The organism is Rubinisphaera italica, from assembly GCF_007859715.1.
Taxonomy (GTDB): domain Bacteria; phylum Planctomycetota; class Planctomycetia; order Planctomycetales; family Planctomycetaceae; genus Rubinisphaera; species Rubinisphaera italica.
On sequence record NZ_SJPG01000001.1, the window covers coordinates 6,441,910 to 6,461,610 of the forward strand.

Consider the following 19,701-nt stretch of genomic DNA (forward strand, 5'->3'; position numbering starts at 1 on the left):
CTGTGTTTCTTGTCCATTGCTTCACCTCTTTCGATAGGTGTTGAAAATGAGAGGCTTGAAACGCACAAATTGCCTCTCCCCTCGCAAGGTGAATTCCGGAAAAATCGCCTACGCAGACCAACAGGAGGGACTGACCATGGTCGCAGCCAATTTGAGAAACACTGTCATCGCCCGGTACGGGTTAATTCGTGTCGAACACCTGGGACTCGAAGAGAGATCCTTACCGTGGATCCAGCAGTTGGCCGAAGCGTCAGACCATGTGTCGATTCACACGCTGATCCCGGCTGACGAAATTGCAGCGGATCTTCCAGAAGGATTCCAGTTACGGATGTTGTGCGCGACGGATCATGACGGGAATCGGCGGTTCTATCCGCTCAACGGACCAGACGGCTTGATTGCCGATTGTGCAGCCGGAGGCTTGGCAATTCTCACGCACCTCCGCAACATGGATGCGGAATCTCGCTTCGGCTATCGGGCTATGTTCGAGTTGTTCCGGAAAGTGCACGGTATGACTGAGCACTACAATCGGAGTTTTGGAGGCCACAAGGATCTGATGATTTCCAGATCGGGACGCGAAGACTTCGACAAAAGAGATGTCCTGCCCGAATCGCTTGGTCAAGATGACAGCGGAAACGGACAACGGTGGGGAATTGAATCTCTCAAAAACGTAGGACGAGAGCTGTCCGAGGAGATGAGTTACGAGCGACCATCCGAAGCCCGATTGATCGAATTGGGACTCTTCGCAGGCGCAAAGAAGAATCCTCTTGAAGTCGATAGCAAGCAGAAAATAGAGGGGTTGATTCGTGCGGCTCTGTACGACGGTCCGCCTGACGTCGAACCTGTCGACGACGAATGGGATGAGATTAAAGGCGAGATTACCGAGCAGATCCTCTCTGCGATCGAGAAACGGCTCAAAAAAACGACGGAGGGATTTGATGAATGGCTCATCGGTCCCAAGAACTCGTTCATCAAGTTAATCGCCAGCCGTGTATATACCTGCGGCCCGGTCACAAAAATGATGGTTCGCTGCGCCTTGCTTGAGCTGGGCTGGAAAGCTTACCAATATCTGGCCGATTGTATCCGAGCCCAGATGCGGTGCTTTCGAAATGCATTGCCAAAAGAACTGAACGAACAGGAGCAGGAACTCTTCGACCGCGTCTACATACCTCAGGAAGGATTTGGTGGTTTGCCGCTGGTGCTCATCCGGGAACGGTTACCATTTCTCAAAGCCTCCATTCTCGCGAAATTCCGTGGAGAAGATTTTGATGAGGCTGGCGTGATTCACCAACTCTTGAACTACTATTCCGAGATGGTCAACAATCGACGGGAGGCCGATCGACGGTTGAAGCAGTATTCCCTTGCAAGTCTCAAAATGGGCCGAAATTTACGAATCTACGAGCATGATGACACTCACCCAGTTGAAGGAAATGGTAATAGGCGGGTCAATCGCAAACCGTTATACGATGAAGAGAATCACGGATGGGACGATTAGCATTGGGGCGGTTTCGGCTTGTTCTGTCGGTGCCATTTCTGGGCCAGAACGCGAGCAATCAACTTGGCAAACTCTTTGGCAGCGGATGACAACTCGCTTTTATTGGTCGCTGGTTTTTCGGACGGATTTTTAGCCATAGGTTCTCCTTACATGGGGAAATGGAAGCGTTTACCAGGACTCGACCGATGGATCGGGAATCACTCGAACTGTGAGAATTCTGGATGCTGTCGAAAGACTCTTCGTCAGCTTGACGGGTTGAGACGCCGGAGTTTGCATTGACAAATGCTAAACACAGCCATCACAAACACATGCCCCGTTTTGGGCCTCAGTTTAGCGCCAGAAGAGAAGAAATGACGTGCGACTGGAGTTTCGGACGTTCGATGTCTGCTGCAAGCTCATACGTGCTAGCAATTTGCGAAATGCAACCGCGTAGTTTCGGAAAAGCTCGTATTCGGCGAGGTCGTATCAACAACCACGCCGAGTGGAGTGGGGGAGATGAACTGTCCGTCGGCAAATCGAATCCTTGAGATCCACAGCATTGGCAATTGGAAGACCACGAGGTCGTATCAGCCGTTTTCTAACGCTTCGCGGAGTTGCTGATTGTACCGTTGAATTCGGCGACTTGCCGTTGCCTTCGATATTTGGAGGCCGAATGCAATTGACCGTCAGGGTCGAACTAACAAGTTTCTGCACTTCTGGACTACTAGCCCTGAAAGACAACCAAATCTTGATCCCAAATCACAATTGAGATGATCCTGTATTGCTCAGCTTCGATCACTTCGTTCATTACAAGATCAGCAGTTCTTAAAGATCTATAAACCGTCGCTGAATAAGCCCGAATCAGGCTGCTGTTCTTGTGCTAGAAATACATTTTGGATCACTGCCCTATGTCCAAACCTTCGTAAATTCAATTCGATTTGTACCTTCGAGTCCCTCAAAAGCATTTCCTGCAATAATAGCTTGCCCCTTCTGGAAATCGTCCATCGCCAACAGTTTTACAAATGGTTCGATAACGAAGTTTTCGGCATCTTTAATCGACGATCCATCAGGTAATTCGGCGGGAAAATCAATGGCAAGAAAACCGGGGAAGTGATTCCCGGCATGAGATAGAAGATTCATCAAGGCGTATTGATACGACAAGAGGAAATACAGCGTCAGCGTCCCACCAAGTTGCGCACTCCACTTCTTCTGGTCGCCAATCAAGAAGCGAGTTCGTTTTTCATCGATCCGAACTCTAACAGAATTCTGTGTCCACGACTTTGGCTTAGCCTGCGTGAGCGCATTCAAGTACGTGTTCATCCCATCTTCGATTGCGTCGCTCGCACGTTCAAAGTCGAGCTTGGCATTTCGTTCAGCGACCTCCTTTTCAAGCTCGACAGATTCGCTTTGGATTTTTTCGATCATCTCAGTCAGCGTTTCTCGGTGTGCGAGACTGTTGGCAATGCGTTCTACCTGAGCAAGCTGCTCCTGAAGCCGCCCGGCCTTCATGTCCAACACGCCAATCTCTGGAGGAAGGACTGCAGCAGCGGCGGTTCGAACCGGACGCAGGAGTCCACGAATCTCAGAGTTTCTGGCTTGGCAAGTGTTAATCTCTGAGTCGAGCCCTTGTATTTGTTGAGTTAGCACGCCCAGCATTTCCTCGGATTCGGCCAAAACGGCTTCAGCCTGTTGAATCTCCATATTCAGCCGCTCAAGACTCCCGGTAGCGTTCGAAGTGTCGAAAGGTCGATGACAGAGATAACAATCATCACCAGAATGCGTGTTTGTTACTGGACGATCACAAACGGGGCAGTGCGTGACCTTTAAGTCGGCAAGTGTTGCCCCTGCCTTTTGTGCCCGATGTAATCGCTCTACCTCCTGCTGAATTGAGGTCCGGTATTCCGTCACCTCATCCATGCGAGCGTTAGCCCTTTCCCGTGCGACTCGGAGTTCGTCGAGCCGATTTTCAAGGACTGCCGACTCCTTCGACAGTTCGCTTAGTTGCAGCGAGGTGTCACCATCATTCACTGAATCCGTTGCCACCTTGGCTGACAGCGCCGTTAGAATCTGGTTTCGCTTTTGAGTAAGTTCATTGATCTGAGATTCGATTCGTTGCTTTGCGCTGTTGAGAGATTGTGGAGTGACACCGACACCAATTTCGTCAGCAGAAAGTATGTCCTTTGACAACTCAGACAGAACCGACATGAACTGTTCTTTCTGCGCCTTCAATTCGATTATCCGTTTTTCCTTCTTTACGAGATCGCCGTACTGCTCAGAGAAGAGGTGTTCGGCGAGTCCCACGAATTGCAGCACGCAAGCGTGCTGCTCGCTCTCCGGCTGGCGGTCGGCAATGTCGCTCCAAAACATCTGGCGGCGGTACATGTGCCGGATTAAGCTGCGCCATCCCAGTTCGGGCCAAGTGCGTTGGCCGTAGGGATTTCCTTGCGGGTAGTGCAGGATGGGAATCTGAAGTTGCTCCAGTATTCGATGCCAATACTGTTTTGAATTCAGGGATTCGCCGTTCAGGAACACTCTTGTCTTTGGTGTGCCGTCCTTCCAGCGTCGTTCTACCTCCCATTCTTCGCCAGCAACCGTCAAGTTTGCCGCAATTGAGTTGTACTTTTCAGCGACATCTTCGCCGAAGACGCTGGCGGCATCGTCATCGTTTCCAAGAACAAAATCGATCATCTGGAGCCATTTGGACTTTCCGGTATTGGGTGCTCCAACCAATACGTTGACTCCTTCCGAAAGATCGAGATGATCCTCCGGTCCTGCTGACGGAGTTCGAGTCACTTCGTTGACGATGAGAGTTCGTTCGTTCATTCGATGGTCTCCCCCATTCGTCGTTCCGCTACCTCTTTGTCGAATACTTGATAGACCAGTTTCTTCAAAGTTGAACCGGCCTTGCTTCCGAGTGCTTTCTTCACACGCTTCATCTGTTCGACAAGCCCGTGAAAAGAGTCGTCGCTTGCAAGTGTCTTGGCGAGTTCAACGCCTCTAGCAGTTAGCGACAAATTAAACGTCTTCTTGTCTTTGGTGACGCTCAGAAGCTCTCGGGACTCCAGATATGCGAGGACGTGATAGTACCGGTCGTCCCAAGGACCGTAATGAAATCGGATCATGCTTGATTCAACTGACTGTGTAGCTGACTCTGCCGGAAGCCCGAGTGTCTTACAAGCCTTGTCAAAGAATTCTGGATACCGCACGAAAAAATCCAGTTTCGCCATTTTGGTCAAGCCATCGATTCGGCCAGCCGTCCCACAAACACGAAAGAGCAGCAAGAGCCGAGCTGCATGAAATTCAAGTAACTCGTCGGCAGTGAGAGGAACACCAATCGGATTGTTGTCTATGTTTTGGATGGACTTCATGTCGAAGCCCTCCGAAAACGATGAACGCATCGGTCGGCGATGTTATACATACAGCCCTGCATCAACGAGATTGGCGGGGGACTTTTCCCAAAGCTCGACTGAAGCACGCCAATGTGATTCAAACACTCGGCATGGAATGCCACACCGTCATCGTTAATCACTCCAGCGTCGAGGTTGGCTCTGAGCGCAAGTAGAGTAGCCGAAACCTCATTCTCCACTCGCTGCATCTCAGATACATTGAGATACTTGGGTTTGTACCGCTCAACCAGATATTGATGGCGACTCTCAACACACGCCGTGATGTCGCCCTTGGCGAGACCTGCATGCTCAAGTTTGTCCTCAAGGCGTTTGCCCGCCACGGCAGGAGGAGAACGCCGGGCATCCACTTCTTTTTGCAGCCACGACGCAAGCGATGACTTCTTGATTTTCTTCTGATCTGGATTTGAGCCCCAATTTGCCGTCGCCGCATGACGAGCCTCGCTCAGAAGAGCCAGATAAATCTCGTTTATCTCGTCAGGGAAAAGATTGTGGCCGAGAGAAACGATGTGCTGATGCAAGGCGAGTTTATTCGTTGCGCTCAAGCTCGACTCGGATTGATGAACCTCCCACGTTGTCCGTTTGAGCCAGTATTCGACACCATTCTTCTTCAGAGACTTGTAGTCATCTAATCGTTTCTTCAGGTCTGCAACAAGCTCACTGAGATTCTTGTCCTTTCGATCTGGAGCATCAAAACGGAGGTGCAGGAACGCCAGTTCTTCGTTTGGGGGAAGCGTCGTGACAAGGCGAAAGGTCGTTGTCTCGTCACAGCGGTCGTTTGCCAATGACCTTTCGAGAATCGAGGAGCTTGAAATTGCCTTTTTCTTCTTGCGTTCTCGCTCAGTCAGTTTTGCAACAGACCACAGTTGACCGATTGCAAGTGCCTTCACTTGCACAAACTCAACTGCATCCTCCACTCCGTCATTCCAAATCATGGTTAGGTCATCGTGTGTCTCACACCAGACCTCTGAAATCTCGTTGCCAGTGAGCATCTCAATTAAGAGAGACACAGCCACATGATCCTGAAACTCAAACCCCTTACGAGCCTCGACTCCGCCACGTTCCAGTGGTGCTAGGTCGTGAATCGAATTGAAGGAAGAATCGTCAGCCATATGCCCACCGTATTATGTCGTGGGGCTTTAGGTCGACTCAGAACGCCCCTCAGCAAATCGCTTAATTTCATTGCCAGCTAGTTGTCTAATTACTGCAAACATTCTACGCTTTCGTGAACGACTGAACAACTAGGCGAGGATTCATCTGACGACCTTCGGCCAACGAATTCGAGAACTGAGACAATCGAAGAGTTAGACGCTGCGGGAACTGGCACCGAAAGTTGGAGTTGGCTTCACATACCGCAACAAAGTCGAGAACGAAAGACTTGATTTCGTGGAATACCCAAGCGAATCGCTATTTCACCGTCTTGTCGAGGCGTTTGAAGCCGACGAAAAGGGACTGTAGTTATTGACGGCTTGAGTGCCGTCGAAACTGCGAGAACAGATACGGCGGCATCCGGATGTGTTTCGTGGGTTTGCTCAATTGGTCGTGACACAATAAAGACTCGTCGATCAAATTGGTGGGCAGCGATCGGTTGATGTGACCCGTTGGCAGATTTAGCAGGGAGGGTGTTTAACGAGCTTGAGAATGATGCATCCAAGGGCGAAGAATGGCAAAGACACCCACAAACTACTCTGAAGTGCGACCTCATCCCAAGTTTCTCCACGACCAAGCCGTTCTCGTGCAGGCTTGGAAAAAGTCTCACGCTTACATTCGATCGCACAATTGGTATGCCGATTCGTTGGAATTGGACGTGTCAGCGATTCGACTTCGGAGTCTGATCGATACGTGGTCTGATTCGCTTAGTATCAGCGAGATCAGTAATTATGAACCGGACTCGATGAGACTGGTTGCAGCCCCGAAGTCGTCCGAGTGGGAAACGAGCGACGGATGGAAACCAAAGGAGAAAGACAAGCTGCGCCTGCGGCCTTTGGCGCATCTTTCGATCAGAGAGCAGACAGCGTGCATGGCGGTGCTCATCTGTCTTGCTGACATCGTGGAAACCGAACAGGGCGATCCACGACTTCCTTTGACCGTTGAAAATCAAAGAAACGTGGTCAGCTATGGGCATCGACTGATTTCACGTTGGGCTGACGGTTCGGCAAGTTTCCAGTGGGGAAATGCCAAGTTGTACCGCCAGTATTTCGAGGACTATCAACAGTTTGTCCGCCGACCTGAGAAAATTCGTCAGCAACTGTTTGGCGATTCGGAATCATGGGCGATTGTTCAAATCGACTTATCCCAGTTTTACGATCTGATTCCTCGTGACAATCTGCTGGAGAAGCTTGAGGCACTCGCTAACGAATATTGGGACAATTGCGAGAAAGTGCACGAGCGATTCTTTAAAGGCGTGAAGCACCTATTCGATTGGCGATGGCACAATGCTGACCGCTCACTCTCGTTGGAAATTTGCGGAATGAAGGACGGAATAGGCTTACCGCAAGGGCTTGCCGCCAGTGGCTTCTTCGCAAATGCGTATTTGCTCGATTTCGATTCTGAAATCATCAGGCTATTCGGAAAGAAGTTGACGAAACGAATCTGGCGAATTGTTGACTACTGTCGATACGTGGACGACATGAGATTTGTCGTTCAATTCGACAAGGAAACGCCAGACGATTTCCGGGATGAGTTTGAAGCAATGCTTCAGCGTCTGCTCGACCGATTCGCTGAGGGACTTAAACTCAATCAGAAGAAGACGGTGGTGATGCTTGGCGATTCGCACTCGTCAAACGTGCCCGTCGCTGAAGCAATGCAGTCGGTCAACAACAATGTCTCCGGGCCACTGGATGTTGAGACGGCCCGTCACGCACTAGAAATGCTGGACGGACTACTTGCCGTTTCCAATAGTCGTAAGAGCCAACCAGCACCCGAAGGCACCGGGAACGATGAACTGATGCGGCGAGTCTTGGCAGTCGAACCGGATGTGCGAAACGATACTCTGGAACGATTTGTTGCCCACCGATGGAGGCGTGTCTATCGATCACTCCGAGTCATGGCTGACGAAGAATCGCTGACTGATTCAACGATGAACATCGGTCGCAAGATTCTTGACCAGCGAGCGAGAACGTTTGCCGTCGAGCTACTGAGGAAGTGGATTCTTGACCCGTCCAATGTTCGCATCCTGCGTGTGTCACTCGATCTTTTTCCGGTCACGGATCACCTTGAGGTCGTTTTGAACTTGCTGCACGCTCACATCAACAAGGACGACGCTACGGACAAACGGAGACTGACTGCTGAGTACGTAGGTGCCGAAATTCTCCGAGCCGGTGCGACTGAGACAGGTTTCGTCAGAGATGACGATGAGCTTCCCGGAGGAACGGGCATCGACGCATATCGAGCACGATTGTCCGAATTTGCGACTAGCGTGCTGGACAAAGAGGATGCATCACCTTGGTATTTGCGACAGCAGGCTTTGTTATTCCTTGCCGTGAACCAGCAGCCACAACCGATCTCACGAAAGACAACTCCCGAAAACCGCCACTACGGTTTTCTTCATGGATTGCTACGTGGCAAATGGCCCACGCTTGCACCTAAACGGCCACTTGCATCGGACGTGGCTGTGCCACTTTGCTTGGTCGCCCACCGTATCAGCGGCGGAAAGAACTCTATAGCAACGGCACTCGCTAAGTGGATAGGAAATTCTTCCAACTCAGTTGTAACGGACCACCTTCGATACATCGTCGAATACGATGAGTTATTCAATTCAACGATGGCAAAGCTGTCGTCCAAAGATCGACAGTTCTGGAAACAGATTGCTGTCACTGCAGGCTATGTTTCAAGTTTTGGAACGGCGAAGTGGGAGGCGATTGAAGGCGATGAAAATCCGTATCGGCTGGTCGATATCATCACTAGCGATGACAACCCGTTTCAACAGGAAACAGCCGCACTGCGCTTAATGCACGAATTGGCCTTGCAATGGGGCAAGCCATCTCAAAGGCGTGCTGCGGGACAGGGGGTTTTGACACCTTCTCGGATAGACATAGTTTGTTCGTCTTGGGAGCGACTTGCTGACCCCGGAGATTCACTGTCCGAGATAACTTTCGAGGTGCGAATCGGGCCAGTGCCAAGTTTGGGTGACGAGCGTTTTGCAGTGCCTAAATGGTGTCGAACTTCCGATTCATGGAAATACGAGATTGGTCAGATTGTCCGAGCCGCTGTGATTGGCAAGACCGATTTCACGCAGCCTTTCATGACGAAGCCACTGTTGTCTGGAGTCACGAAATACCGGGGCGTGTCTTCAGGTTGGTACAAACGAAAGCATGGACTATTCAATGATCGCCAAGGACTTGGGCATCGACTGCTGGCAATCTCTCCTTGGCTCGCCGAACTGCTTGGCCGATTGCTCGAATGGCCCGGCACTCGCCAGCGTCGGGAATTGGTCAAACTGCCAACCAAGTTTAGTGATGCTAGTCTACGTCGCTGCATTGGAAATCGATTGGAAGAACTTAACGGCTTGTATTGTCGTTTATCGGGGATGCCACTGTATCCTTTTCCAGTCCAAACAACCGATGACCGAGAAACGACTGGTCATTTGCGTGTCGCACTCGTGCAGACTGCTATACCGAAGGCTTCAGAATTCGGTACCGCTGACCCGGCGCTGAACGAACCTGCTACAAGGCGTCGGCACCGAAGACACGTCTCAGCCATGCTTCGACTATTCATGAAGTTGACGGAAGTAAGAGAGGGCTACAAGAACACGAAAGAGAAGATCGATCTCGTATTGTTTCCTGAACTAGCAGTTCACAGCGACGACATCTTCATCCTCGAACGTTTTGCTGACTCATTGAAGTGCATGGTGTTTTGTGGACTGGTGTTTCACCCGAGCCCCGACAATGAAGATCAGCTGATTAACACGGGGCTGTGGATCATTCCCAATCAAACGAGTGATGGTCGCTCGATTCGCATGATCGAGCAAGGAAAGCACCACATGACGCCCGAGGAAATTTCACTTGGAATTTCCTCGTTTCGCCCATGCCAATGGTTGATCGAGTATCGAAAGCCAAATGCCGAGTCATGGAAACTGAGTGCGTCTATCTGCTATGACGCAACAGATCTGCGACTTGCAGCAGATCTCAGCCAACATTCGGATGCTTTCATCGTCTCCGCTCTCAACAAAGACATCGGAACTTTTGACACGATGGTCGCTGCACTTCACTATCATATGTACCAGCATGTGTTGCTTGTGAATTCCGCAGAGTTCGGAGGAAGCACAGCACAAGCGCCGTACAAAGACCATTTTCGCAAGGTGATCATGCACCATCACGGAATGGATCAAGCCTCGGTTAGTATCTTTGAGCTTGACTTGGATCGTTTTAGAAATGGTCACTCTGAAACGACTCCACCACCAAATTACGATGGTGAGTCGATTCCCAAAATCAAACATCCACCAGCAGGGCTTAACCGAGATTGCGTTGGCGAGTAAAAAATCTATCCATTCACCGTTAGATTGTGGTTGTCGTTGGCATAAAGCCGCCATTCTTGAAGAAGAATGGACACGAAGTTACCCATCTAGTTTTGCCGAATGCTGGCCGCGATGCATGAGAAGCAAATCTTAATTTTGTTGACAATCTATCAGAAGCGGTATCACTCGCGATTTTGCACCTTTTCGCTCGGAAGAAATTTGACGATCCTTCGGAGTGTAATTTGCTTCAGCGACGGGTAAAAGGAATCAACCACGCAGAATGGCGTGATCCAAGGTCAACTGTCCTTCGGCAAATACGACATTACGATATCCTCGGAGTTGACAACTTGTTAGACGACTATGTCAGCCGTTTTCCGCAGCCTCGCGAATTAGTTGATTGTGCCTTTGAATGTGTCGGCTTGCCGTGGCTTTCGAAACCTGTAAACCGGATGCGATTTGCCCTGTCGGATAGCCTTGTTGATGAAGTTCAATGATTCGATCGATTGTCGACCGCTTTGTGTACGCCTGAGGTTGACGTTCAAATGGTTGTTGGCCTGCTTCAGAAAAAACTGGGGCGAGATATGTCTCAACTCTTCGACTTGCCTCGAAAACGCGACCGAATAATCGGTTGCTATAGCTGTCCGTCAAGTCATCGCTCTGGACTGGCTGTCCATGGCAGTCAAACACGCCCATTGTTTCGCCATCTGAATGAAGCTTAATGAGGTGCGACGCCGTCTTTCGCAGTTTGCCGAAAGAGAGATTTCTGATCTCATTGCCATCCTGTTCGATGCGTTTGATTAGCTTCGCAAAGGCGTTGGGGATCAGCTGGTTTGTATTCCCGCTTTTAGTCGGCTGATCGAAAGGCTTTCCTTTCTCAGTGAGCAGCAGGCGAGCTTCGGGACCAAAATCGGGAAACTGTTTCCGCTTTTGTATCGCCCACTCAATCCCACGCACCGTCATTGGAAAAAGTAAGTGTTCTCCGTAAACGCCGCTTTTTCTTCGAATGCGTTTGATGAACGAATCGTTGTCAGTCGTCTGACAACCAATAATCTCGCATTCGCTTGGTGAGTGAGCCTGAAATAGGTGAACTTCGCCAACAAGCAGCGAAGCGATCTCAGCACGGCCAAACCCACAGTTCAAACCGAGAAGCAGGAACAGGCGATCCATTGGTTGACCGTAACGCATCAGCAATTTGAGCTCATCCAGCGAAAACGTTTCCACTTGCCTGAGACTCTTCTTTGCATCATCACTGGGGAGTTTTTTGACTCGGGTATCCAACTCTCCAAAGTCCTCTGACTTTCTCCAGTCAAAGTCCCGCGACTTGTGTAGCCATTTCAAGAACCGCGTCAGCGTTCCCAGATAGTTGCTGCATGATTTCGCCGTCATCGGATTATTGGTACCAAGCCTGCTTGGACGTCGACGCCAATAAGCAAAGAGTTCATCAATCGCTTCACCATCAAGTGTGACCAGCAGTCGGTTGACATGATGCTGCATTAACGTGGTGACTTGTCGAACCTGTGTGCGACCCCATGCAGAAATCTGATCTTCCTCAACCCGGTGATATTCCTGTTCGAGGTAGTGTTGATAACTCTTGAATGCTTGATGGAGCGTGGCACCTGACGGTGGCGCATCCTTTGAGACATAGTTTGGGACCGCTGATTCAAACCGTCGAAGAGGCTCAATTGCATGCCCCCTTGCTGACTGTTTTGAATTCATTGCATGTGATGGAACGTCACTCGGTGAGAGCAGAGCATTCGGCACAAGTTGAAAACCGCTATCGTCGAGTTGCTGTTGAATACTCACCCAACGACTGAGTTGCTCAATGTTCGGCTGAGAGAACGAATCGAGAGGCAGCCCAGGATTCGATGGAACTGCTTCCCAATCTTCCAGGACACTCTTGCCAATTTCGTATGCCGCTCGGTCGTCTGCAACAAATTGTAGAAATGGATATTCGCTAGCCAGACGCTTCAACCGATGCGAGTAGTGGTGGAGCAACTCATTTGGCTGCTTGTTGATTCTGATCTGGTGCTGCCCTTCTGCAATCTGCTGGGCGATCGCCAACAACTCAGCGGACCAGAGCGGTCTGTCTTCTTTGCTCGCTGATTCGACACAATCCCAGAATTCGCGAAGCCGAGACTCGCGTCTTTCAGCTTCGCTTCGATTCTGTCCAAGGTTGAATTTGTGTTGAACGATTTTGCCGTTCTTGGACAGCTTCCAGCCGATCTGCCGGACGTAGTTTCCGCGGTGATCGGGTTTCCATTGTCGACGGGTTCTAGTAGGCATTGCACACCAATTCTGAGCTCTTATCGGAACATAATGACCAGAAAAGAGCCCCTTATCGGAACAATTATCGGAAAACAGCGGCATCGGGGCCGTGGAAAAGGCTGGCATTGCCATGCCAGGATCGCCGCAACACCAATAAAAATAGCCACTTGCTTCAAAAAAGCAAGTGGCTATTGAGTGGAGGCGGGGGGTGTCAAGGTAGCTTCGCGTTGCAGTGTCGCTAAACCGCTGCACCCACTTGAGATAGGGCAAAAACTCCGTGGCCATGTCGTCACGATTTCAAGCCAAAACAGACATTTTCGCTGCCCAAAACAGACAAATCTGTGTCTCAGAATGCGGGTTCAAGGCGACCTGCCTCCACTAAAGCGCTGCTCTGACACCCGCAACTCTTGGATTGTCACGTTCCATCCGGGAGTTGCTCATGCGTCGATTCGTTTACGGTCCTACCTATTGCCAGAGCTGCGGTGCTGATGTCGGCTTGAATGCCGTATTCTGTCCAAACTGCGGGAACCATCAGCCGGGCAAGTGGGACTTGGACGGGATCAAGAGTGCGGGTCTCCTGATTCTCCTCGTGGTAGTCGGAATTATCCCGCTGTTCCCTGTCGTGGTAGCCGTCGCGTTGGTGTTCATGGCGATTCGCCTTGCGAACAAGGTCTTTGGTTCAAACCAACCAGTGTCCCAGAACAGATCGCTCGCGTGTCCTTGCGGGATTCAGGTCGAAGAACCAATTGAAGGGGCATTCAAAACCACGGGTGTCATCTGCCCGAACTGCGGGACGGTTCTCACTGGGTGAGATTTTTGTCTAAGGGGCAACAAACAAGGAACCATGAGCTTGGTCCAGAATCAGCCAGCCCCCGGTCTCAAGTTTACGAACATTTAGTCGCTTAATTCGCCTAAACAATCTTTGCAACAGAAGCTCCCAAGTACCGCCGTCGCCACGACAACGTCTCTCAAAGCTCGATGTCCTTCATGCTCTCGTGATACTTTTCTTCGAGCTCTCCATCGAGGGCGATGTGCTGGTAAATGGCCAGCGTCTCCCTTTGAGCGTGGCCGGTAATCAACTGCAATTCGGCATCGGCCATGCCCGAGTGGCGGGTCAACCATGTGATCGCCTGATGACGGAACGTGTGCGGCGTGGCCTTTACGCCGACATCCTCTGCGTATTTCTGGACGATCTGCTGAATTCGTCGAGTCGAATACTTCGTTGCTCGCCGTGTCTGAAACAGCCATCTGTTCTGCGGGTGATTAGCAATGTGCGTGCGGAGTGCAGTTGCAAACGTCCGCCCAAACAAAACGTATCGGTCCTTGCGTCCCTTGCCCTGCTCAATCCGTATCTTGCACTGTTCCAGATCAACGTCGCCGACCTTCATGTTGCAGAGTTCGCTGACTCGCACGGCAGTGAAGAACAGGAGCCTCAGCATCAACGAGTGCTGCGCATCATCGGCACGGTCTACCGCCTGATAAAACCGACGAAACTCCACCGATGTGAGAACGCGGGGAAGTTTGCGGCTCTTCTTCTTCGGACTCAGTTCACATTGCTCACGGACTCGACGGCTGACATATCGCCAGTCTTCGTAGTCGATGCCAGCCTTCCTGACGATTCGAGCGATCTGCGAGATCACTTTCGATTTCGCACTTTCATTTTGTGATACGCAATCAGACTGTTTCAGCTCTCGTTTTGGATCGTTCATGGTCGATTTGCCGTCCTGAATTTCGTGAACCACAGAAAATGTGAAATAGCTGCCGCAGTTTTTGATTTCGGTCCCGTCGAAAATGGCGAAATCATGCTCGCGATGATGTGATTGCGGGTGCCATGTGGGCAAATCCGGCGCTCGTTCAAAAGAGGCGTCGTCCCTGACGCCTCAACATCTGGCCGCCACGCGATCATTCCGGTTGGAAGGAGAAATAGAAGCGCGGAGAACCTTGGAACATCAGCGATCCCTGCTGACCATCTGACTTCCGGCGAGCAATCACATAAGGGGCCAAGAAGCCTACAACTTCGAAGTCCTCCTGTAGTTCGCTGGTGTTCCAGACTTTGCCGTGCTTGCATTCCAATGCCTCCCGGCCAGTTGGGTCGGAATTGATTTCAACGACTTGCTGGCGGCGGATTGCTTCTGTCGGGTCAGTCATGAATGTCCTCCGGTTAAAGATGTCGATGCGTCCTACTGGCGGGTGTCACAATCGAGGTGATTTGAGAGCGTGTCTGGCAGATTCCTGCCTGCTCCTCCACAAATGAGAACGGCCAGTGAGTTTGCTGCTCACTGGCCTTGCGATGGTTATTGAAGCTGTTGTTGCTTACGCGCCGAACGCAGCTTCAATCAGTTCGAGCGCCTCAACCGTGGGTTCGTCATTTGGATCGAATGCAAGATCGTCAAACAGATCACATTCGTCGCCGGTGAGCTGGTCGAGAATGGGGCCGTAGCCGCCGTTGATTTGGTCTTCGATAAAGAGGTCGAGGTCGTGATTCATTGGTCGTCTCCAGTAATCGAGTGAGTGATTGACTGGGGACTCAGCGGGTGTTAGTCAGGATCAGCCACTTTCTGTACGGAGCCAATGATGACTTCCCACAGAGCTTCGATCAGGGATTTCGGCATGGCTACCCTTCCTCTTCGTAAAAGCCGCCATCAGGTTTGGGCGGGTTCAACTGTTCTTAGGGGTTCCCACTGAACATCATGGCAACCGGAACGAAGGCGAATCCGTTGCTGTCCCGATTTACGGCGACGACCACGGCCACGGGCTGGCCCGTTGCTTTTAGCTGGCACTCAAGTAGGGCAACGTCGCCATTGTCGAATGCCCTTCGAAGCATCTCGAAGTTTGGCTTGTGTTGTTGAACGACGGTCATTTGGGTTCTCCGTTCGGTACGTGGCGGGCGGGTGTCGCAATGCGCAACTCAGTATTCATGGCTCAAAAGCAACGTCGTCGCAGAACGTTTGCCGTTGTCGTCGGTGGCCTCTGTGATGATCCAGAGCTTGTCTTCGCCGAGTTCGTAACTCGATAAGATGCGGCTGCCGTCTTTAATTGCCGTATCGTTCAATTCGGCATCTTCCGAGCACAGATCGCCCCAATCGCCAGCCTGATGCCTCGCAAGAAACTCCAGCGGTGTCCGTTGGGCGCGTTCGAGGGCACTCAATGCGCCGGGAGTGGCGACCGTCGCGCCCAACGAAAACGTCGGCTTGTCATTTGGAATAGTCATCGTGTCGTCTCTGTTGGTGAAAGGTGGCGTCTGGATACACGGCGGGTGTCAGTAGACCGCAAGCACGGCAGCGCGAATGCGATTCCAGTCTTCTTCACCTAACGACTCACGGGTCGTTTCCGGCAACGGCGTCACGTAAGCAGACTGGATTGCTTCGGGATCATCGTTCGTGAAACTGATCGCGGGAGCCCATCCAATGCCACATCCGGGAGCACCAAGCGAACCCATTGTCTCAACATCTTCGGCATACAACCCGGTGTATTCGAGAAAGGCATCAAACTGTTCTCGATTCAGGATGCCGCACCACTTCCGATGGTGCCCGTTTTCCCACTCACCTTCGAGGTATCCGTAGTCGTACTGATCGTCGTCTTCTGTTTCATCGAAAAGATCGAGAACGGGCGGAGCAAAGTCAGCAATGTCGGTTCCAGAAGGGCAGTCAACGGAATAGATAATTGAAAACAACATCAGAGCATCTCCTTGTTGGTGGTCCAGCTTTTGGGAATGCTCTGGCTGCGGGTGTGCTATAAACGTGAAGCAATGGAGGACACAGGATGGGTCGGTCAGACTATCTCACGGCGGCGACACTGAATGATGGGTCATGTGACGACGACTTCGCTGATGCCGTCTCCGGTCAAAACGCCGGAAGAGTTCGGTCAGCGTTGCGAAGTCGTTACACGCGAGGCATGTTCAACGGGGCTGTAGGGGCACAATCGAGCTCTCGACACGATGAGATGTTCTCGCTCTTGGCGGAAGCGTTTGAATCAGTTCATCACGTTGGCGATTGGACGCCCCATGAGACGGGTGAGGCGAACCTCCGCCTTTCTCTCGAACTCATTCAGATGGAATTGATCGAAGCAGTTGCGCTGTGTCGATGCGAGGATGCAGTCGTCCTCGTCAGAAGCGTGCTTGAGACAGCAAACGACGGCCTTCATTTCAGTGCGTTGCGCGGCATTGCGGCAAGCGGTTTTTCTGAACATCGATCAACGGTCGAGAGTTATCTGCTTGCGTTGCCAACGAAGCGGCTTCCTGATGAGAGCCTGCCATCCCTGAAGCAGTCGGCAATGCAGGCACTTGCCGACTGCAACCATTCAGCATGAACTCATACCGTTTCACGCAGTCTCTTAAGCACCCTATAGAATGACGCTTGAGACTTACCTGACTTGTCTTTGTAGTAATCACACTGTTCTGTCGTTGAGTCGGGATGTCGTCGGATCGCTTCACGAACCACACGTTCATCTCGTTCGCGATTTGAAATTCGCTTTGTCGATGTCGTTGGGGTTCCCAGATTGTGCAACTGAGCGAGGAGGATGGGTCTCCAGTCAGTGCCCTGCTCGTTGGCATATTTGTAGATGCGCACTGCGGGTGCGAGCAGCCGCATCGAGAGCTGCCGGTCTCCTGCCTGTTCTTCAATGAAATCGATCACCTGCTCGCATTGATCGACATTACACCCCGGCCACCCGTTTGCGGACATGACCCGAAAGTGCTCCAGCACTTCCGAATTCGTTACGTCCATTCGATACGTCAAGCACCGACTGGTCATCGCATCGAAAATCGGGCACTTCTTTGGAACTTGATTCGCTGAAAACATGAACCGAGCCACAGTAGTTAACCGTGGAGGAAGCCCCTCCGGCAGTTGTGAGCTACTCCAAGTCACAACTCGCTCTGGCTGCCCGTAGAGACAGCTTCTAAGCAGGCCAAGAGCAGGCTTGTTCTGATAGAGGGCATCAGCATCGTCAAAGAGCAGAATGCTCTCAGAGTTACGGTACTCATGAATGATGCCGTAGAGTGCCAGTGGCGTCACATGTGAATTGAACACGACAAGGTCTTGGCCCTCTTCCTCGCAGATGGTTGTCATGGTGCGGGTTTTGCCCCCACCACCAAATCCCGAGACGAAGAGAGCATGATATTGCTTGCGGCAAATCATTCGCACCATGTCAGCGAGAGTCTGTTGCTTGCGTTCAAGTCGAGTAAGCGGTCGTTCGCTATTGTTCATCGTCAGCTCCTCGGGGAGATTGCGTTTCGTTCAATTAGCTGCGGGTGTCACTGTCGAGCCGGACGATGTGGAAGCCTTCCCGGTCAATCCATACGCCGTGCCCACCGACCTCGCAGGTCTGGTGTTCTTCGATTAACCGATAGGCAGCGTCTACAAGTTCTTCGTGAGAGAGTCTGCCGAGACGCACGTGTGCCGCGCACAACGCCGCGTTTGCGTGAACGGGACCGGCCAATGGATACACCATTTCGTAACGGTCGTCCGAAATCGCGTTGATGAGATCGGAGTCTTCCCATTGGTTCAGTTGTTGGCGAACACGATCCCAGCCTGATACCGACATGCTGATCGACCACGGCATTAGCTGTCTCCGTTTAGCGTTAGCCCAGACCGGGCGAATGAGCGTTGAATTCTCCCAAAAGAGCCGCCTCGACCCCGTTTGGCTGCCGGGCGGTCTCAGCTCGTTTGCGTCGAGACCGCCAGCACGTCACGTTGTCGAGGCGGCGATATTGCGGGTGCCAATGTGGCCCCGAGTAGATCGCTGCGGTGATTGAGCGAGGACTTTGAGACTTGGCAGTTCCGCTGACGGAGACGACATCGCTGACCGGTCAACGGTCGTCGTTCAGCGAGGGCTTTGCGTCAAAGTCAGAGTCGTCATCCAATCACCAGCAGGCGATTCCTACTCAGGTGTCCCGATCAGGACATTGCAATTGCGGGTGTGGCTTCTGCTCCCTCAGCCTCGGCACTGCTGAGCTCTTGGCTGAAGCTGAGAACAAAGTCAGCGGCTCTTGATGCCGCGCTGCTGGCACGAAAAATGAAACCTGCATCGCCCTTCATTCTTGCAAGCCAGCCTTTCAGGTAGGCACTGTGATTGTCGAGGGTCTCGGTGATAGGAATGCCGAGTTCACTGGCAAGGAAGCAGGCACCGATTTCGGCAACAAGCTCTTCCTCTGCGTAACTGTGCTCACTGGAAGCCTTCCAGTTCAGTCGGCGTTCATTGAGCGACCAGTGGACAAACTCGTGGCTCAAGCTCTCGTAATACTCCGCATTGAAGCGTTCCCGATTCGGCATCTGGATGTAGTCGAGCGACGGATTGTAGAAGCACTCATTTCCGCCATGGCGAACGTCGGCGTTCGTAGCGGCGAAAACTGCCTCAGCATGTTCGAGCTTTTCAAACTCTGTGCGGGTGTCTGCGGAGTATCCAGCACGAAGGTGATTGAGATGTGCGCCTTCAACTTGGTCTACGCAAAATATCGTGTATTGCTTGAGAACGAAAAACTTGTCTTCCACTTCCTGACCGTGCTTGTCGGTTTTGGTCTTCGTGATTCGAGACGCAAACACAACCTTGGTGCCCCATTGTCCGGGCTTCACGTGGTCCGGTCGTTTCATTACACGACCGTTCATTTTGCTCCATTGATTGAACGTTGCCCAATGCTTCGATTGGAACCCGTGCCTCATCGATGCAATCATGCAGAGAATCGGATTCACGCCCGAGTATGACTTGCGACTGACGACGTTCACTGGCCAACCCGAATTGGGACAGCTTCGCCACGTCTTTCGCCACGGTGGCAGATTGCCGGACTCGATAGATGCAACAATTTGATTCGTGATGTCTTGGCGGATTTGAGCGTTGCTGGGCATGGTCGTCTCCTGAATGAGTGAAGTACGACCAGTTGGCGGGTGTCAGATCATATTGCCGATGCACATGCAGCGTGTTTCGCAGGAGAATTGAGAAGTTGCTGTCAGCGGAGGTTCGGTCGCAATTCTGATAACGGCAAAGTGAAAGCAAACCGTTCCCGGTGATCCTTGAATATCAACGTAATTCAGGGGCCTAATGCAGAACACCAAGTGACCATTCTCAGTTTTCACGGTATCTTCGACTCAAGAGCTCGCCGCTTTCAACTGCCA

At 51.6% G+C, this 19,701-nt stretch carries 18 protein-coding genes; 4 read left to right on the forward strand and 14 right to left on the reverse strand.

Annotation, left to right across the window (positions count from 1 at the left end; genetic code table 11):
* The first annotated feature begins 55 nt into the window (after positions 1-55).
* Positions 56-1,492, forward strand: a complete 1,437-nt coding sequence (locus Pan54_RS24685; protein WP_146506096.1) for a hypothetical protein — start codon at positions 56-58, stop codon at positions 1,490-1,492.
* Here the strand turns inward: Pan54_RS24685 and Pan54_RS26005 are convergent.
* The 4 genes from Pan54_RS26005 to Pan54_RS24700 all read right to left on the reverse strand — a co-directional run bounded on the left by Pan54_RS26005 (position 1,489) and on the right by Pan54_RS24700 (position 5,987).
* Complete coding sequence (locus Pan54_RS26005; RefSeq protein WP_165441968.1) at positions 1,489-1,629, reverse strand: hypothetical protein; 141 nt, start codon at positions 1,627-1,629, stop codon at positions 1,489-1,491. The genes Pan54_RS24685 and Pan54_RS26005 overlap by 4 nt on opposite strands.
* Positions 1,630-2,377: 748 nt before the next feature.
* The gene (locus Pan54_RS24690; protein WP_146506097.1) at positions 2,378-4,294 is read right to left on the reverse strand and encodes a hypothetical protein; all 1,917 of its coding nucleotides are present in this window, start codon (positions 4,292-4,294) and stop codon (positions 2,378-2,380) included.
* On the reverse strand, positions 4,291-4,839 hold the full coding sequence (locus tag Pan54_RS24695; protein WP_146506098.1) for a hypothetical protein: 549 nt from the start codon (positions 4,837-4,839) through the stop codon (positions 4,291-4,293). Before Pan54_RS24695 ends, Pan54_RS24690 begins: the two co-directional genes overlap by 4 nt.
* Positions 4,836-5,987: a dsDNA nuclease domain-containing protein gene (locus Pan54_RS24700; protein WP_146506099.1), complete on the reverse strand. Its 1,152-nt coding sequence runs from the start codon at positions 5,985-5,987 to the stop codon at positions 4,836-4,838. Before Pan54_RS24700 ends, Pan54_RS24695 begins: the two co-directional genes overlap by 4 nt.
* 551 nt (positions 5,988-6,538) lie before the next feature.
* Between Pan54_RS24700 and Pan54_RS24705 the strand changes: the two genes are divergently transcribed.
* Positions 6,539-10,351 carry a reverse transcriptase domain-containing protein gene (locus tag Pan54_RS24705; RefSeq protein WP_146506100.1) on the forward strand — a complete coding sequence of 1,271 codons (3,813 nt, stop codon included), beginning with the start codon at positions 6,539-6,541 and terminating at the stop codon, positions 10,349-10,351.
* Positions 10,352-10,693: 342 nt separating this feature from the next.
* Here the strand turns inward: Pan54_RS24705 and Pan54_RS24710 are convergent, their stop codons facing one another.
* Complete coding sequence (locus Pan54_RS24710; protein WP_146506101.1) at positions 10,694-12,613, reverse strand: hypothetical protein; 1,920 nt, start codon at positions 12,611-12,613, stop codon at positions 10,694-10,696.
* Positions 12,614-13,034: 421 nt separating this feature from the next.
* Between Pan54_RS24710 and Pan54_RS24715 the strand changes: the two genes are divergently transcribed.
* On the forward strand, positions 13,035-13,406 hold the full coding sequence (locus Pan54_RS24715) for a zinc ribbon domain-containing protein (protein WP_146506102.1): 372 nt from the start codon (positions 13,035-13,037) through the stop codon (positions 13,404-13,406).
* Positions 13,407-13,563: 157 nt separating this feature from the next.
* Here Pan54_RS24715 and Pan54_RS24720 read toward each other — a convergent pair whose 3' ends face one another.
* From Pan54_RS24720 to Pan54_RS24735, 6 genes are all read right to left on the reverse strand, one after another.
* Positions 13,564-14,436, reverse strand: a complete 873-nt coding sequence (locus tag Pan54_RS24720) for a tyrosine-type recombinase/integrase (protein WP_146506103.1) — start codon at positions 14,434-14,436, stop codon at positions 13,564-13,566.
* A 61-nt stretch (positions 14,437-14,497) separates the two neighbouring features.
* Positions 14,498-14,743: a hypothetical protein gene (locus tag Pan54_RS24725; protein ID WP_146506104.1), complete on the reverse strand. Its 246-nt coding sequence runs from the start codon at positions 14,741-14,743 to the stop codon at positions 14,498-14,500.
* A gap of 165 nt (positions 14,744-14,908) precedes the next feature.
* Positions 14,909-15,082 carry a hypothetical protein gene (locus tag Pan54_RS26010; protein WP_165441969.1) on the reverse strand — a complete coding sequence of 58 codons (174 nt, stop codon included), beginning with the start codon at positions 15,080-15,082 and terminating at the stop codon, positions 14,909-14,911.
* Between the two features lie 181 nt (positions 15,083-15,263).
* On the reverse strand, positions 15,264-15,455 hold the full coding sequence (locus Pan54_RS26900; protein ID WP_390621936.1) for a DUF6117 family protein: 192 nt from the start codon (positions 15,453-15,455) through the stop codon (positions 15,264-15,266).
* A 48-nt stretch (positions 15,456-15,503) separates the two neighbouring features.
* Positions 15,504-15,806, reverse strand: coding sequence for a hypothetical protein (locus Pan54_RS24730; protein ID WP_146506105.1), 303 nt, complete (start codon positions 15,804-15,806; stop codon positions 15,504-15,506).
* Positions 15,807-15,854: 48 nt separating this feature from the next.
* Positions 15,855-16,271 carry a hypothetical protein gene (locus Pan54_RS24735; protein WP_146506106.1) on the reverse strand — a complete coding sequence of 139 codons (417 nt, stop codon included), beginning with the start codon at positions 16,269-16,271 and terminating at the stop codon, positions 15,855-15,857.
* An 86-nt stretch (positions 16,272-16,357) separates the two neighbouring features.
* Here Pan54_RS24735 and Pan54_RS24740 point away from each other — a divergent pair, with 86 nt between their 5' ends.
* Entirely contained in the window at positions 16,358-16,903 is a 546-nt protein-coding gene (locus Pan54_RS24740; protein WP_146506107.1) for a hypothetical protein, read from the forward strand.
* Between the two features lie 2 nt (positions 16,904-16,905).
* Here the strand turns inward: Pan54_RS24740 and Pan54_RS24745 are convergent, their stop codons facing one another.
* The 3 genes from Pan54_RS24745 to Pan54_RS24755 form a co-directional block, all read right to left on the reverse strand.
* Positions 16,906-17,799 carry a hypothetical protein gene (locus Pan54_RS24745; protein ID WP_146506108.1) on the reverse strand — a complete coding sequence of 298 codons (894 nt, stop codon included), beginning with the start codon at positions 17,797-17,799 and terminating at the stop codon, positions 16,906-16,908.
* 34 nt (positions 17,800-17,833) lie between these two features.
* Positions 17,834-18,154 carry a hypothetical protein gene (locus tag Pan54_RS24750; RefSeq protein WP_146506109.1) on the reverse strand — a complete coding sequence of 107 codons (321 nt, stop codon included), beginning with the start codon at positions 18,152-18,154 and terminating at the stop codon, positions 17,834-17,836.
* A gap of 335 nt (positions 18,155-18,489) precedes the next feature.
* Positions 18,490-19,434, reverse strand: a complete 945-nt coding sequence (locus Pan54_RS24755) for an ArdC family protein (RefSeq protein ID WP_146506110.1) — start codon at positions 19,432-19,434, stop codon at positions 18,490-18,492.
* Positions 19,435-19,701 lie beyond the last annotated feature (267 nt).

Coding starts and splice junctions, on each gene's coding strand:
- Pan54_RS26005 (WP_165441968.1), bottom strand. CDS start 1,629: ATGGCTAAAAATCCGTCCGAAAAACCAGCGACCAATAAAAGCGAGTTG.
- Pan54_RS24690 (WP_146506097.1), bottom strand. CDS start 4,294: ATGAACGAACGAACTCTCATCGTCAACGAAGTGACTCGAACTCCGTCA.
- Pan54_RS24695 (WP_146506098.1), bottom strand. CDS start 4,839: ATGAAGTCCATCCAAAACATAGACAACAATCCGATTGGTGTTCCTCTC.
- Pan54_RS24700 (WP_146506099.1), bottom strand. CDS start 5,987: ATGGCTGACGATTCTTCCTTCAATTCGATTCACGACCTAGCACCACTG.
- Pan54_RS24705 (WP_146506100.1), top strand. CDS start 6,539: ATGGCAAAGACACCCACAAACTACTCTGAAGTGCGACCTCATCCCAAG.
- Pan54_RS24710 (WP_146506101.1), bottom strand. CDS start 12,613: ATGCCTACTAGAACCCGTCGACAATGGAAACCCGATCACCGCGGAAAC.
- Pan54_RS24715 (WP_146506102.1), top strand. CDS start 13,035: ATGCGTCGATTCGTTTACGGTCCTACCTATTGCCAGAGCTGCGGTGCT.
- Pan54_RS24725 (WP_146506104.1), bottom strand. CDS start 14,743: ATGACTGACCCGACAGAAGCAATCCGCCGCCAGCAAGTCGTTGAAATC.
- Pan54_RS26010 (WP_165441969.1), bottom strand. CDS start 15,082: ATGAATCACGACCTCGACCTCTTTATCGAAGACCAAATCAACGGCGGC.
- Pan54_RS26900 (WP_390621936.1), bottom strand. CDS start 15,455: ATGACCGTCGTTCAACAACACAAGCCAAACTTCGAGATGCTTCGAAGG.
- Pan54_RS24730 (WP_146506105.1), bottom strand. CDS start 15,806: ATGACTATTCCAAATGACAAGCCGACGTTTTCGTTGGGCGCGACGGTC.
- Pan54_RS24735 (WP_146506106.1), bottom strand. CDS start 16,271: ATGTTGTTTTCAATTATCTATTCCGTTGACTGCCCTTCTGGAACCGAC.
- Pan54_RS24740 (WP_146506107.1), top strand. CDS start 16,358: ATGGGTCGGTCAGACTATCTCACGGCGGCGACACTGAATGATGGGTCA.
- Pan54_RS24745 (WP_146506108.1), bottom strand. CDS start 17,799: ATGAACAATAGCGAACGACCGCTTACTCGACTTGAACGCAAGCAACAG.
- Pan54_RS24750 (WP_146506109.1), bottom strand. CDS start 18,154: ATGCCGTGGTCGATCAGCATGTCGGTATCAGGCTGGGATCGTGTTCGC.
- Pan54_RS24755 (WP_146506110.1), bottom strand. CDS start 19,434: ATGCCCAGCAACGCTCAAATCCGCCAAGACATCACGAATCAAATTGTT.